The 12,661-nt window shown below is 73.0% G+C and carries 11 protein-coding genes and 2 pseudogenes; 9 read left to right on the forward strand and 4 right to left on the reverse strand.

What is annotated here, in order from left to right; all coding sequences use genetic code 11:
• Window positions 1-198: 198 nt before the first annotated feature.
• Both pspAA and ACWF94_RS18090 read right to left on the reverse strand, forming a co-directional pair.
• Window positions 199-486, reverse strand: a complete 288-nt coding sequence (gene pspAA, locus ACWF94_RS18085) for a PspA-associated protein PspAA (protein ID WP_453488745.1) — start codon at window positions 484-486, stop codon at window positions 199-201.
• A gap of 98 nt (window positions 487-584) precedes the next feature.
• Complete coding sequence (locus ACWF94_RS18090; RefSeq protein ID WP_453488748.1) at window positions 585-1,379, reverse strand: PspA/IM30 family protein; 795 nt, start codon at window positions 1,377-1,379, stop codon at window positions 585-587.
• Between the two features lie 341 nt (window positions 1,380-1,720).
• On the opposite strand from ACWF94_RS18090, the gene ACWF94_RS18095 reads away from it, so the two are divergent.
• The 4 genes and pseudogenes from ACWF94_RS18095 (at window position 1,721) to ACWF94_RS18110 (ending at window position 5,369) form a co-directional block, all read left to right on the forward strand.
• Window positions 1,721-2,317 carry a DUF3043 domain-containing protein gene (locus tag ACWF94_RS18095; RefSeq protein WP_453488750.1) on the forward strand — a complete coding sequence of 199 codons (597 nt, stop codon included), beginning with the start codon at window positions 1,721-1,723 and terminating at the stop codon, window positions 2,315-2,317.
• Window positions 2,318-2,403: 86 nt separating this feature from the next.
• Window positions 2,404-3,117 carry a class I SAM-dependent methyltransferase gene (locus ACWF94_RS18100; protein WP_453488753.1) on the forward strand — a complete coding sequence of 238 codons (714 nt, stop codon included), beginning with the start codon at window positions 2,404-2,406 and terminating at the stop codon, window positions 3,115-3,117.
• A gap of 290 nt (window positions 3,118-3,407) precedes the next feature.
• A pseudogene (locus tag ACWF94_RS18105) lies at window positions 3,408-4,156 on the forward strand (ATP-binding cassette domain-containing protein); the annotation flags it as partial.
• Window positions 4,157-4,283: 127 nt separating this feature from the next.
• Window positions 4,284-5,369, forward strand: a complete 1,086-nt coding sequence (locus tag ACWF94_RS18110) for a S1C family serine protease (protein WP_453488756.1) — start codon at window positions 4,284-4,286, stop codon at window positions 5,367-5,369.
• 212 nt (window positions 5,370-5,581) lie between these two features.
• On the opposite strand, the gene ACWF94_RS18115 is transcribed toward ACWF94_RS18110, so the two are convergent.
• A complete protein-coding gene (locus tag ACWF94_RS18115; protein ID WP_453488759.1) occupies window positions 5,582-5,788 on the reverse strand; it encodes a hypothetical protein in 207 nt (68 codons plus the stop codon).
• Between the two features lie 91 nt (window positions 5,789-5,879).
• Here ACWF94_RS18115 and ACWF94_RS18120 point away from each other — a divergent pair, with 91 nt between their 5' ends.
• The 4 genes and pseudogenes from ACWF94_RS18120 to ACWF94_RS18135 all read left to right on the forward strand — a co-directional run.
• Window positions 5,880-7,079 carry a bifunctional adenosylcobinamide kinase/adenosylcobinamide-phosphate guanylyltransferase gene (locus tag ACWF94_RS18120; RefSeq protein WP_453488762.1) on the forward strand — a complete coding sequence of 400 codons (1,200 nt, stop codon included), beginning with the start codon at window positions 5,880-5,882 and terminating at the stop codon, window positions 7,077-7,079.
• A gap of 124 nt (window positions 7,080-7,203) precedes the next feature.
• Window positions 7,204-8,358, forward strand: coding sequence for a nicotinate-nucleotide--dimethylbenzimidazole phosphoribosyltransferase (cobT, locus tag ACWF94_RS18125; protein WP_453488766.1), 1,155 nt, complete (start codon window positions 7,204-7,206; stop codon window positions 8,356-8,358).
• An 84-nt stretch (window positions 8,359-8,442) separates the two neighbouring features.
• Entirely contained in the window at window positions 8,443-10,257 is a 1,815-nt protein-coding gene (locus tag ACWF94_RS18130) for a phosphatidylglycerol lysyltransferase domain-containing protein (RefSeq protein ID WP_453488769.1), read from the forward strand.
• Between the two features lie 61 nt (window positions 10,258-10,318).
• A pseudogene (locus tag ACWF94_RS18135) lies at window positions 10,319-10,934 on the forward strand (hypothetical protein); the annotation flags it as partial.
• A gap of 122 nt (window positions 10,935-11,056) precedes the next feature.
• Here ACWF94_RS18135 and ACWF94_RS18140 read toward each other — a convergent pair.
• Window positions 11,057-11,827, reverse strand: a complete 771-nt coding sequence (locus ACWF94_RS18140) for a hypothetical protein (RefSeq protein WP_453488775.1) — start codon at window positions 11,825-11,827, stop codon at window positions 11,057-11,059.
• A 74-nt stretch (window positions 11,828-11,901) separates the two neighbouring features.
• Here ACWF94_RS18140 and cobS point away from each other — a divergent pair.
• Window positions 11,902-12,661: adenosylcobinamide-GDP ribazoletransferase (gene cobS, locus ACWF94_RS18145; protein ID WP_453488772.1), on the forward strand; the 760-nt coding region annotated here is incomplete at its 3' end.

Genomic DNA, 12,661 nt, shown 5'->3' on the forward strand with positions numbered 1-12,661 from the left:
GGCTCCGCCCCGTGCCCCGCTCCTCAATCTCCCCCAGGGCTTCGCCTGGGAGGCACCCCCAGGAGGGGCTTGGTTCTGCGGGACTCGACCGCCGGCAAGGCTCGGGGGGGGTGCGGGGGCTCGGATACGCCGCTGCCCCCGACCGGGGTGCGGTCAGGGGCAGTGGGGTGTTGGAGTGCGGTGCGCGGGCGCGGGGAGTCAGCCGGGGATGCCGGGGATGAGTCCGTCGTCGCCGAGCAGTTCCCGTACGTCCTCAAGGGTGGCGTCCGGGCCGGGAAGGATCAGCTCCGACGGCTCCAGGGAGTCGTCCGGGAGCGGCTCGCCGAGCGCCCGGACCCGCTCCAGGAGCGCGGCGAGGGTCAGGCGGAACCCGGGTCCGTCCCCCTGCTCCATCTCGGCCAGCAGCTCGTCGTCGAGCTTGTTGAGTTCGGTGAGGTGGCTGTCCGCCAGCCTCACCTGTCCCTCCCCCATGATCCGTACGATCATGACGAATCCCTACTGCTCGGTGACTGTCCGGTCGTCAGTCGCTGTCCGGGGCCTGCCGGGGCCGCTGTCCGCTGACCGGCGGCGGCCCGGCTCGGTGGTCACTGCTTGTCGAAGTTCGGCCTGGTGCTGTTCTGCTGCTGACCGGGAGCGTCCTGCGGGGTGGTGCCGCCGCCCTCGATGGCCTGCTGCGACGCGCTCGATCCGCCCGCCAGCTCGGCCTTCATCCGCTGTAGCTCCAGCTCTACATCAGTACCACCGGAGATGCGATCCAGCTCGGCGGCGATGTCGTCCTTCGCCATCCCGGACGGGTCGTCCAGCGCGCCCGAGGCGAGCAGTTCGTCGATCGCCCCGGCCCTGGCCTGGAGCTGGGCCGTCTTGTCCTCGGCCCGCTGGATCGCCAGACCGACGTCGCCCATCTCCTCCGAGATCCCGGAGAACGCCTCACCGATCCGGGTCTGCGCCTGGGCGGCGGTGTAGGTCGCCTTGATGGTCTCCTTCTTCGTACGGAACGCGTCGACCTTGGCCTGGAGGCGCTGGGCGGCGAGGGTGAGCTTCTCCTCCTCGCCCTGCAGGGTCGTGTGCTGCGTTTCGAGATCGCTGACCTGCTGCTGCAGCGCGGCACGCCGGGAGAGCGCCTCCCGCGCCAGGTCCTCACGGCCGAGGGCCAGCGCCTTGCGGCCCTGGTCCTCCAGCTTGGAGGACTGTCCCTGCAACTGGTTCAGCTGCAGCTCCAGGCGCTTGCGGGAGGTCGCCACATCGGCCACCCCGCGACGCACCTTCTGCAGCAGCTCCAGCTGCTTCTGGTAGGAGTAATCGAGGGTCTCGCGCGGATCCTCGGCCCGGTCAAGGGCCTTGTTTGCCTTCGCGCGGAAGATCATCCCCATACGCTTCATGACACCGCTCATGGGCTTCGCGCGCCCCCTTCTGACGGACTACGGCTCCAGCACTCCAACAGAACCCACAGTACGGGCCCTGCATCCATTACCGCACTGTTCGAGCGCGGATGCGCTCATCCCCAAGGACGACTGCGGGCAGCTCCTGATCCGGCGCAAGGAGTAGATGACCGTCAGGGAAACCTGGGGACCGGGCGGGCAACCGGCGATTCCGTACGTTCTGTCCCCGGTGGACCCTCCCCGGCGGACACCCCGGTGGACGCGCGGTGGACGCCCGGTGTTGCGGGATCGTTCCCCCTGAGCGTTGGGTCCATGCGCGCCACCCCGTACCCTTGGGTTTTGTGTTCCGTAGCCGTGCCAAGACAGAGAAGGCCCCCACCGACCAGGTGACGGCGGACCTCTCCAAGCAGTCCCGTGACCCCGAGGCCCCCAAGGGGCGCCCCACACCCAAGAGGAGTGAGGCCCAGACCCAGCGCCGCCGTGCCGCCAGCGCGCCGGCCGACCGCAAGGACGCGATGAAGCGCCAGCGGGCGGCCAGGCGCTCGGATCTGGCCCGGCAGCGGGAAGCGCTCGCCAGTGGCGACGAGCGCTATCTGCCCGCTCGCGACAAGGGCCCGGTGCGCCGGTTCGTCCGCGACTTCGTCGACTCCCGCTTCTGCGTCGCGGAGTTCTTCCTGCCGCTCGCGGTGATCATTCTGATCATGAGCATGGTGCGGATCGGACAGCTCCAGAATGTGGCGCTGCTGATCTGGCTCGGCGTGATCGTCATGATCATCGTGGACTCCATCGGGCTGTCGATCCGGCTGAAGAAGCAGCTCAGGGAGCGGTTCCCGGACGAGCCCAAGCGCGGTGCGGTCGCCTACGGTCTGATGCGTACGCTCCAGATGCGCCGGCTGAGGCTGCCGAAGCCGCAGGTCAAGCGCGGAGAGCGACCCTGAGCACAGAGGCCCCCGGCGCGGTCGGCCGGTCGGCTGCCGCGCCCGACGCGTTCGGCGGGCTGCGGGACACCGTCCGGCAGGAGCTGGTGGCCCGCCAGCTCGACGAGCAGATAGCCGCCCGCTACCCCGTGGGGCAGCGGCTGCGGATACTGGACGTCGGCATGGGCCGCGGCGCCCAGGCGCTGCGACTGGCCAGGGCGGGACACACCGTCACCGGCCTGGAGTCCGACGCGGCGCTGCTGCGCCGGGCCCAGGAGTCGCTGGCGACCGAGCCCGCCGGAATCCGCGAGCGGGTCCGGCTGATCGACGGCGACTACGGCGAGACCGGGGTGCACTTCCTGCCGGGCAGCTTCGATGTGGTGCTCTGCCACGGAGTGCTGATGTCCGCGCCGGACCCCGACGCGCTGCTCGCCGGACTCGCCAGAATGCTGGCACCGGGCGGACTGCTCTCCCTTCTCGTACGGAACGCCGACTCCGTCGCCATGGCGCCCGGCCTGTCCGGCGACTGGGCCGAGGCGCTCGCCGCGCTCGACCAGGACGGCTGCGCCGACCGGCCCGGGCCCGCCGCCCGCGCCGCCCGCGCCGACCGGCTCGACGCGCTGACGGCCGCGCTCGCGGGGATCGCGGCGCCGCTGCACGCCTGGTACGGCGTCCAGGTCTTCACCGAGTGGGCCCCCGACTCCGTACTCCCGGCCGCCGATGTGCTGGAACGGCTGCTGACGGTCGAGGACCGGGCGGGCCGGACCGAGCCGTATCGCAGACTGGCGGCGCTGCTGCATCTGTGCGGCGTACGCGGCTGAAGCCGTATCTGTGCGGCGTACGCGCTGAAACCGTCCGGGGCGCACGGCCGACGCGTGGACCCGGCACCGTCTCATCGAAGGTGATCGCCGAGTCAGGCAGCGGGAACGATTCCGCGACCCTCCTCACGTGACAGGCGCCGAATCCACCGAAACGAATGACGAGCCGACCGCCGGACTCTCCGCCGGGGAGACCGGCGGGCGTTGTACGCGCACTTCCGCCCGCATCGCGGGCTCGTCGCGCTCGGCGCGTCCTTCGCCCTGGTGGGCACGGTCACCGCGCTGCTCCAGCCGGTGTCTCCTTCACCGTGCCGGGACCGGGTATGACCGCGTTCGTCGGGCCGTCGGGCCGTCGGGCGCGGGCAAGTCGACCGTCTTCGGGCTGATCGAGCGGTTCTACGAGGCGGACTCCGGGCGGATCCTCGTCGACGGCAGGGATGTCCACGACTGGCCGGTCGCCGATCCGCGGGCCGCCATCGGCTGTGTCGAGCAGGACGCCCCGGTCCTGGCGGGGCCCCTCCGCGAGAACCTGGTCTTCGCCGCGCCGGACGCGACGGACGCGCAGATCCGGGAGGTCCTCGTCCGGGCCCGGCCGGACACCGTCGTCGGACACCTCCCGGACGGGGACTCGACACCGTCGTCGGCCATGGCGGCTCCAAGCTCTCGGGCGGCGAGCGCCAGCGCGTGGCCATCGCCCGCGCCCTGCTGCGCGGGCACCCGGCTGCTCCTGCTGGACGAGGCGACCTCCCGGCTGGACGCGGTCAACGAGATGTCCCTGCGTGACGTGGTCACCGAGGTGTCCCGCGAGGTGACCGTCCTGGTGGTGGCCCACCGGCTGTCGACCGTGACCCTCGCGGACCGGATCGTCGTGAGGGACGCGGAGAAGGTCCGCGCGGTGGGGACGCACGCGGAGCTGGTCGCGGGGGACCCGCTCTACGGGGAGCCGGCGGCGACGCAGTTCCTGGTGACGGTCCCGGAGCAGCAGGCGGGCGCGCACCCGGCCGCCCGAGCCGCCCGAGCCGCTGCCGCCCGAGCCGCCTGATCCGCTGCCGCCCGGCCGGTCGGCCGCGCGGCGCACGGCGGGTGCCCCGCGCACGGCGGGTGCGGGTGGCACCTGATTGGGGGTGCAGGACGCGCCGACAAAAGGGCGGCAAAGGGATACTCCGGGCATGAGTGCACCCCCTCGCACCCCCGCCCGGCGGATACGCCGAGTGCCGCCGCTGACCGCCGCGATCTGCGCCGCGTCGATCTGCGCTCCCGCGCTCGCGGGCTGCTCGAGCGCGGCGGAGTCACGGCCGGAGAACTCGACGCGCGCGGTGGCACCGCGGGCCGCGAACGAGTTGCAGAGCGACTACGAGGCGGTGATCCGGGACGTACTGCCGTCGGTCGTCCAACTGGAGGCGGGGAGCAGTCTGGGGTCGGGGATCGTCTACGACTCCAAGGGCCATGTGATCACCAACGCGCATGTGGTGGGCCGGGAGAAGTCGTTCAAGGTCACGGTGGCGACCGGCGAGGAGCCGCTCACGGCGAAGCTGGTCTCCTCCTACCCGGAGCAGGATCTCGCGGTCGTCAAGCTGGACCGGCTCCCGGCGGGGCTGAAGGCGGCGACGTTCGGGGACTCCTCGTCCGTGCAGGTGGGGCAGATCGTCCTGGCGATGGGGCCACCGCTCGGGCTGTCCAGCAGCGTGACCCAGGGCATCGTCTCCGGCGTCGGACGCACCGTCAGCGAGAGCCGGTCCGACGGGGGCACGGGCGCGACGATCGGCAACATGGTGCAGACGTCCGCCGCGATCAACCCGGGCAACAGCGGGGGCGCGCTGGTCAATCTGGACAGCGAGGTGATCGGGATCCCGACGCTGGCGGCGACCGACCCCCGGCTGGGCGAGGGCGCGGCACCGGGGATCGGCTTCGCCATCCCGGTCTCGATGGTGAAGACCGTCGCGGACCAGATCATCGAGACGGGCCGGGTCACCGACTCGGGCCGTGCCGCGCTCGACATCACGGCGCGGACGGTGCTCGACGACAGCTACCAGCCGTCGGGGGTGGCGGTGGTGGAGGTCGTCCGGGGCGGCGCCGCGGACTCGGCGGGGCTACGGCCGGGGGACATCATCACCAAGGTGGGCCCGGCGCAGATCACGACGATCACCTCCCTGGCGGAGGCACTGGCGGCGGAGAGCCCGGGAGACCGGGTGGTGGTGGGGTTCGTACGGGACGGTGAGGCCATGACGGCGGAGGTGACGCTGGGCGAGATCTAGGGCGTGTTGCGAAAGTCCCGCCTGGCCCGCGACGCCCGGCACGCACCCTCGCTGTATTGCCCCAGGCCGTTGCCGAGCCACGCACCGCGCGGGCGGCCGCTCGGCCGGCCGCCCGGACGCCCCGGCTGCGTACCGGAGCGCCCGAGCGGTGGCCGGGCAGTGGCCGAGTGGTGTCCGCGCGGTGGTGGAACCGGTGGTTCCGGGCGCGGAGGCTACTCGGGGGCGTCCAGGCTCATCGGACCGTAGATCTTTGTCGCGTCCTCCGAGAGCACCACCTGCTCCGCGCCGCCGTCGCGCAGTTCCTTCCAGTACTCACCGATCCAGGTCTCGGCGTCCCCCTGTGTCGTGAACTCCTCCGGCTGTACCGCCGGCTGGACCTCCGTCCCGTCGGACTTCTCGAACCGCCACGTCCATGCCATGTCCGCCTCCCAGGGTCCCGCACGTGATCGCTGTCCTGCCCGCAGCGTAGCCGGGCGCGCACGCCCCGCGGCGACGCGGGAGGATCGGGGTGTGGAACTGACTCTGCTCGGCACCGGCGCCCCGGCCGGACTCCCCCGGCCCGACTGCCCGTGTGCCGTCTGCGCGACCGCCCGCGGCCCCCGCGCGCGGTCCGCGACGGCGCTGCTCGTGGACGGCGCCCTGCTCCTCGATCTCACCCCGGGGGCGGCCCTCGCCGCCGCGCGGGCGGGGCACTCGCTCGTCGGCGTACGGCAGGTCCTGCTCACCCACCCCCATGACGGACCGGCCGTCGATGTCCCGGCGGGGCTGCCGTCGGCGGGGCGGGTGCCGGACGGCCGGGTGCTGACGCTGATCAGCGGGCACCGGGTGCGGGCGGTGCCGATGGACCACCCGGGTACGGGGTACGAGGTGACCTCACCGGACGGCGACCGGCTGCTGTATCTGCCGCCGGGCGGCGCGCCCGCCGGGCTCGCGGAGGGGCTCGCCGCGTACGAGATGGTCGTCGCCGATGTCGTGGGGCGGCCGGACGCCGTGGCCCGGCTGCGCGCGGCCGGGGCGATCGGGGCGACGACCGATGTGATCGCGGCCCATCTCGACCACGATGTGCCCGGCGGGCCTGAGCTGGACCGCAGGCTCGCGGCGGCCGGGGCGCGGGCGGTGCCGGACGGGACGACGCTGATCGTCGGCGAGTACCACGCGGTGCCGGACGTCCCCCGCCGCACCCTGGTCACCGGAGGCGCGCGCTCCGGCAAGTCGGTCGAGGCCGAACGGCGGCTGGAGGCTTTCCCCGATGTGCTGTACGTGGCGACCGGAGGCCGCCGGGAGGGGGACGCGGAGTGGGCGGAGCGCGTCGCGCTGCACCGCGACCGCCGCCCGGGGTCCTGGCGTACGGAGGAGACCTGCGATCTCGTCCCGCTGCTCGCCGACGACGGGCCGCCGCTGCTGATCGACTGTCTGTCGCTGTGGCTGGCCGACGCGATGGACCGGGTCGGCGCGTGGGACGACGCGACCTGGCGGGAATCGGGCGAGGAGGCGCTGCGGGAGCGGGTGGACGCGCTGGTCACGGCCGTACGGGAGACCTCCCGCACGGTCGTCGCCGTGACCAACGAGGCCGGTTCGGGGGTGGTTCCCGCGACAGCGTCGGGCCGCCGGTTCCGCGATGAGCTGGGCCGGCTGAACGCCGCCTTCGCCGCCGAGTGCGAGCAACTGCTGCTGGTGGTCGCCGGCCAGGCCCTGTGCCTGCGGAGCTGACCTCCCCCGAACCCCGGCCCCGAACCCCGGCCCCGTGCCCCGACCCCGTGCCCCGACCCCGTGCCCCGAACCGGCGTACCCCGTACCCCGAACAGGCCGCCGGGCACCCGGTACTGTTCGGCGAATGAGCAGGCTGAATCTCGATGACTTCTCCGATCTGATCGAGCGCGCCGACAGCGGCATCCGGCGGGCGGCCGAGGAACGCCGGGAGCGGCTGACCGTCCCCCCGGGCTCGCTCGGCCGGCTCGACGAACTGGGCGAGTGGCTGTCGGCCGCGCAGGGGCGCGCGGCCGTGAAGGCGATCGAGCGGCCCCGGGTGGTGCTGTTCGCCGGTGACCACGGTGTGGCCGGCCTCGGGGTGTCGGGCCGGGAGGCCGGTTCGGCGCGGCTGCTGGTGCGGGCGGCGCTGGAGGGGGCGAGCCCCGTCGCCGTACTGGCCCGCCGGACGGGTGTGCCGGTGCGGATCGTCGACGCGGGCCTGGACTGTGACCCCGGGCTGCTGCCGGAGGCGGTCGTACGCCACCGGGTGCGGCGTGGCAGCGGCCGGATCGACATCGAGGACGCGCTGACCGCCGATGAGGCGGAGGAGGCCGTACGCCTGGGGATGGCGATCGCCGACGAGGAGGCCGACTCCGGTACGGATCTGGTCGTCCTCGGCGATCTGAGCGTCGGCGGCACCACGCCCGCCTCGACGCTGATCGCCGCCCTGTGCGGTACGGACGCCTCGATGGTCACCGGGCGCGGCGGCGCGGGCATCGACGATCTGGCCTGGATGCGCAAGTGCGCGGCGATCCGGGACGCGCTGCGGCGGGCCCGGCCGGTGCTGGGCGATCAGCTGGAGCTGCTGGCGGCGGTGGGCGGCGCGGATCTGGCGGCGATGACGGGGTTTCTGCTCCAGAGCGCGGTGCGCCGGATGCCGGTGCTGCTCGACGGGGTGGTCTCGGCGGCGTGTGCGCTGGTCGGGCAGCGTGCGGCGTTCCGGGCGCCGGACTGGTGGCTGGCGGGGCAGCTGACCGGCGAGCCTGCGCAGGCGAAGGCGCTGGACCGGATGACGCTCAACCCGCTGCTCGATCACGGCGTCACTGTGGGGGAAGGCACCGGGGCATTGCTCGCCCTCCCCCTCGTACAGGCCGCCGCCGCGCTGGCGGCGGAGTTGCCGGAGCGTACGGAAACCGCACCGGAGCCGGAATCGGCTCCGGAGTCTGCGTCTGCGTCGAAGACGGCGGCGGCGTCGGCATCGGCCGCGGTACCGGAACCGGCGGGGAGCGACACGGACTGATGGACGCGCCGGTACGGCCGCCGCTGAGGGGGCGGCCGTACTCTCGACCACTATGACCAGCGATGCCCCAAATCATCGCATTTCATGGGAGAGGTCCGTTTGTCCAGCGAGCGTTTGTCCGGGGGGCGCGTTCTCGGTGAAGGGGCGGGCCGCGGCACCGTCCGGGGGACCGTCCGGTCACGGCGTGGCGCCGCCTTCGCCGTCTGGTATCTGCGGGCCGTGACGTTCATCAACTTCCTGAGCGCCGTGTGGGTGTCGCTCGGGCAGAACCTCCACCGCCACAACACCGACAACTACTTCACCCCGTATCTGCTGACCGCGGGCTTCGCCTCCGGGGTGTTCACCCTCTTCCTGGCGATCACCATGCGCCGCCGCAAGCGGGCCGCCTGGATCCTCAATCTGGTCCTGGGCGGACTGTTCCTGCTGCTCTTCACCCTCGCCATCGCCGTCTCCCCGGGCGTCCGCGGCCACCCCCAGAACTGGGTCTCGCTCTTCCTCACCGCCGCGTTCGTGCTCACGCTGCTGCTGGGCAGGCGGGAGTTCTACGCGGTGGGCGACCGCTCCAACCCCCTGCTGGCGGGGGCCGTGGCGGCCGGCGGACTGCTGGTCGCCTCACTGGCGTCGGCGCTGCTGGTCACCGCCACCAATGTCGCCACCGGCGGCTCCACCTTCCTGGAGCGCTGGCGCTACGGCCTGATGCGGCTGGCGTCCCTGGCAGCGGACGACAGCCGCTTTCCCGGCATCGCCACCCCGGGCTGGGTGGACGTCGTCATCAATGTGCTCTCCACTCTGCTGCTGCTCGCGGTGCTGTACGCGGCCTTCCGCTCCCGCCGCGCGGTCGACCCGCTCAGCGAGGACGACGAGGAGCGGCTGCGTGCGCTGCTGTGCAAACAGGGCGACCGCGACTCACTGGGCTACTTCGCGCTCCGCCGGGAGAAGAGCGTCATCTGGTCGCCCACCGGGAAGGCCGCCGTCACCTACCGGGTGGTCGGCGGGGTCTCCCTCGCGTCCGGCGACCCGATCGGCGACCCGGAGGCATGGCCCGGCGCCATCGACCCCTGGCTCGCCGAGGCCCGCGAACACGGCTGGATCCCCGCGGTGATGGGGGCGAGCGAGGAGGCCGGGACCATCTACGCCCGGCATGGCCTGGACGCCCTGGAACTGGGCGACGAGGCGATCGTGGAGACCGCCGACTTCACCCTGGAGGGGCGCGCGATGCGCGGCGTGCGCCAGGCGTACAACCGCGTCAGACGGGCCGGGTACCAGGTGCGCGTCCGGCGCCACGAGGAGATCCCGCCCGAGGAGATGGAGATCCTGCTGCGGCATGCCGACGACTGGCGCGACGGGGCCACCGAACGCGGTTTCTCGATGGCGCTCGGGCGGCTCGGCGACCCCGGCGACGGCCGCTGTGTGATGCTCGAATGCACCGACGGCGAAGGCCGGTTGCGGGCGGTGCTGAGCTTTGTGCCCTGGGGGCCCAAGGGGCTCTCGCTCGATCTGATGCGCCGGGACCGGGACTCCGAGAACGGGCTGATGGAGTTCATGGTGATCGAGTTGCTGCGGCGGTCATCGGACATCGGGATCTCCCAGGTGTCGCTGAACTTCGCGATGTTCCGCTCCGTCTTCGAGCGCGGCTCCAGGCTCGGCGCGGGCCCGGTGCTGCGGCTGTGGCGCTCGCTGCTGAGCTTCTTCTCCCGCTGGTGGCAGATCGAGTCGCTGTACCGTGCCAACGCCAAGTACCGGCCCATCTGGGAACCCCGGTTCATGCTCTTCGAGAAGAGCGCCGACCTGCTGCGGATCGGTCTCGCGGCGGGCCGCGCCGAAGGGTTCCTGGAGGCCCCCGGGCTCCCGAAATGGCTGCACCGCCGGCATCTGGAGAGCCGGCGGCGCACCCGGTGAGCGCCCCGGACGCGGGGAGGCGCCCCCTGCGCGTACTGAACCCCACGGGCACGGGCACCCGGTGAACGCCTTCGCCCGCCGTGAGTGGGGGCCGCTGTACGCGGCGGTGCGGACGGCCCTGGTGACCCGGGGATGGCGGGCGGTCCCGATGACCCTGGCCGCCGTACTGCTCGTCGCGCTCTTCCAGCTGACGCAGAACCAGGAGTGGGGGTACGGCGCCGTCCGCGCCATCGGCTTCGTCCGCGCCGAGGACCCGCTCTGGCTCTCCCTGCTGCGGACGCCCCTGTCGCTGTTCGTGCCCGCGCTCGATCTGCCGGTGTGGGGCGCGCTGGCGCAGGTGCTGCTGGTGTTCGGGATCGCGGAGACCGGTCTCGGCCGGTGGCCCGCGCTGACCGTGGCGTATGTCTCGACCCTGGCCGGGACCCTGTACGCCCGGCTCGGCATCGCGGTGGGCCCCGACGGCGCGCTCGGACTGCCCGCCTCCGACGCGCAGATCGTCGACACCGGTCCTTCGGCGGCGGTCGTGGGGCTGGGGGTCTGTGTCTGCTGGCGCTTCCGGGCCTGGTTCACGGGGGCGCTGGTGATCGCGGCGATGGTGGTCGAGGTGATCGTCAAACCGAATCTCGCGGGCAAGGAGCATCTGGCGGCGATCGCGGGGGCGCTGGCGCTCGGCGCGGCCGTGACGGTGTGGCGGGCGGCGCGTCAGCGGACAGCGCGTCAGCGGTCGTACGGGGGAACGCGCCGGGGGAACGCGTCAGCGGTCGCGGCCGGGCAGCCGCTCGGGCCGTCACCCTGGCGGTCACCCTGGCCGCCGGTCGGGCTGCCGGTCGGGCTGCCGGTCGGGGGCGCCGCCGATCAGATCCTGGAATCTGCGGCGCGGCCCGTCCCAGCGCCGGTCGTGGCGGTAGGACCGCAGCCAGGCGCGGGCGCGGACCTTCGGCCGGCCCCGGTAGCAGCGCCTGGCCCAGAGGGAGCCGGGCCGGGCGAGCCGTACCGCCCCGAACACCGCGACGAAGGGCACCAGTGTCCCGATGAGGGCCATCCGGAGCTTGCCCTTGAGGAGGGTGACGAGCACCAGGAGGAAGTTGAACACCAGGGTGCCGATGAGGGTGGCACGGTCCTGCCGTTCGTCCGGGGTGAGGGTGTCGACCCCCAGCGGTGAAAAGCCGCCGAGAGCGAGGAACGCGAGCGCGGTGGCGACGATGACGACCTCCACGCTCTGGCGCCCCTGCTCGGTCCAGTAGACGTCGTCGATATGGACGATCAGCGCGAACTCGTCCAGGACCAGTCCCGCGCCGACCCCGAAGAGGACCGCGAAGACAGCGGCGGTGACACCGCGTGTCCCGCTGCCGACCGAGCCGAAGCCGCCGACGACGGTGAGGATGACTCCCGGCACCACATGGTGGATGTGGGTGCCGCCGGAGCCGATGTTCCGGAAGGGCCCCCGGCCCGCCCTGATCAGCCGGGTGATGGTGCGGGTGATCAGAAACGTGATGACGAAGGAGGCGAGGGCGAGGAGCATCGGGAGCTTTCCCGGCTCGACGATATTGCGGTAGAACCAGTTGCCCATGGCTGCTGCTCCCGATTTGCGCGGTATGCGCAATTTACCGTCGATACGGGATCACGGCGGGCTACCCTTCCGCCGTGAGTGATCTGTCCGGCATACGTTTCGCCTTCGGCACCCTGACCGTGCTGCCCGTCCGCGTCACCCGGTGGGACCGGGACGCGGCCCGTGCCGGGATGCTCTGGGCGCCGCTGGCCGGACTGGTCGTGGGGCTGTGCGCGGGCGCGGCCGGCGCCCTGCTCAGTCTGGCCGGCGCCGGACCCCTGCTCGCCGCCGTGGCCGCCGTCGCCCTGCCCGCCGTTCTCACCCGCGGCCTCCATCTGGACGGTCTCGCCGACACGGCGGACGGCCTCGGCAGCGCCAAGCCCGCGGATGACGCGCTGCAGATCATGAAGCGCTCGGACATCGGCCCGTTCGGGGTCGTCACCCTGCTCTTCGTCCTCCTCGCCCAGGTCGCCGCCCTCCGCGAGCTGTACGGGGAGGGCTGGGCCCACGGCGCCCTCGGCGCGGCCCTCTCCGCCCTCACCGCCCGCCTCGCCCTCACCCTCGCCTCCCGTCCCGGCGTACCGCCCGCCCGCCCCGAGGGCCTGGGCGCCGCGGTCGCCGGGACCGTCCCCGTACGGGCCGCCCTCGCCGTCACCGCACTGGTCCTGGCCGGCTGCGCACTGGCGGGCGCCCTCCTCGGCCCGGCCCCTGCCCTGGCCCTGTCCTGCGCCCTCGCGGTCCTCGCCGGCCTCGGCGCGGGCCAGTTGCTGCTGCGTCACTGCGTGCGGCGCTTCGGGGGAGTGACCGGCGACGTCTTCGGCGCGGTCGCCGAGACGGCGGCGACCGCGTCCCTGG

The organism is Streptomyces sp. NPDC055078, assembly GCF_053607985.1.

Excerpts from the sequence above, each read along its gene's own strand:
- pspAA (WP_453488745.1), bottom strand. The coding sequence starts at position 486 with ATGATCGTACGGATCATGGGGGAGGGACAGGTGAGGCTGGCGGACAGC.
- ACWF94_RS18140 (WP_453488775.1), bottom strand. The coding sequence starts at position 11,827 with ATGGGCAACTGGTTCTACCGCAATATCGTCGAGCCGGGAAAGCTCCCG.
- ACWF94_RS18090 (WP_453488748.1), bottom strand. The coding sequence starts at position 1,379 with ATGAAGCGTATGGGGATGATCTTCCGCGCGAAGGCAAACAAGGCCCTT.
- cobT (WP_453488766.1), top strand. The coding sequence starts at position 7,204 with ATGAGCAGGCTGAATCTCGATGACTTCTCCGATCTGATCGAGCGCGCC.
- ACWF94_RS18110 (WP_453488756.1), top strand. The coding sequence starts at position 4,284 with ATGAGTGCACCCCCTCGCACCCCCGCCCGGCGGATACGCCGAGTGCCG.
- ACWF94_RS18115 (WP_453488759.1), bottom strand. The coding sequence starts at position 5,788 with ATGGCATGGACGTGGCGGTTCGAGAAGTCCGACGGGACGGAGGTCCAG.
- ACWF94_RS18130 (WP_453488769.1), top strand. The coding sequence starts at position 8,443 with ATGGGAGAGGTCCGTTTGTCCAGCGAGCGTTTGTCCGGGGGGCGCGTT.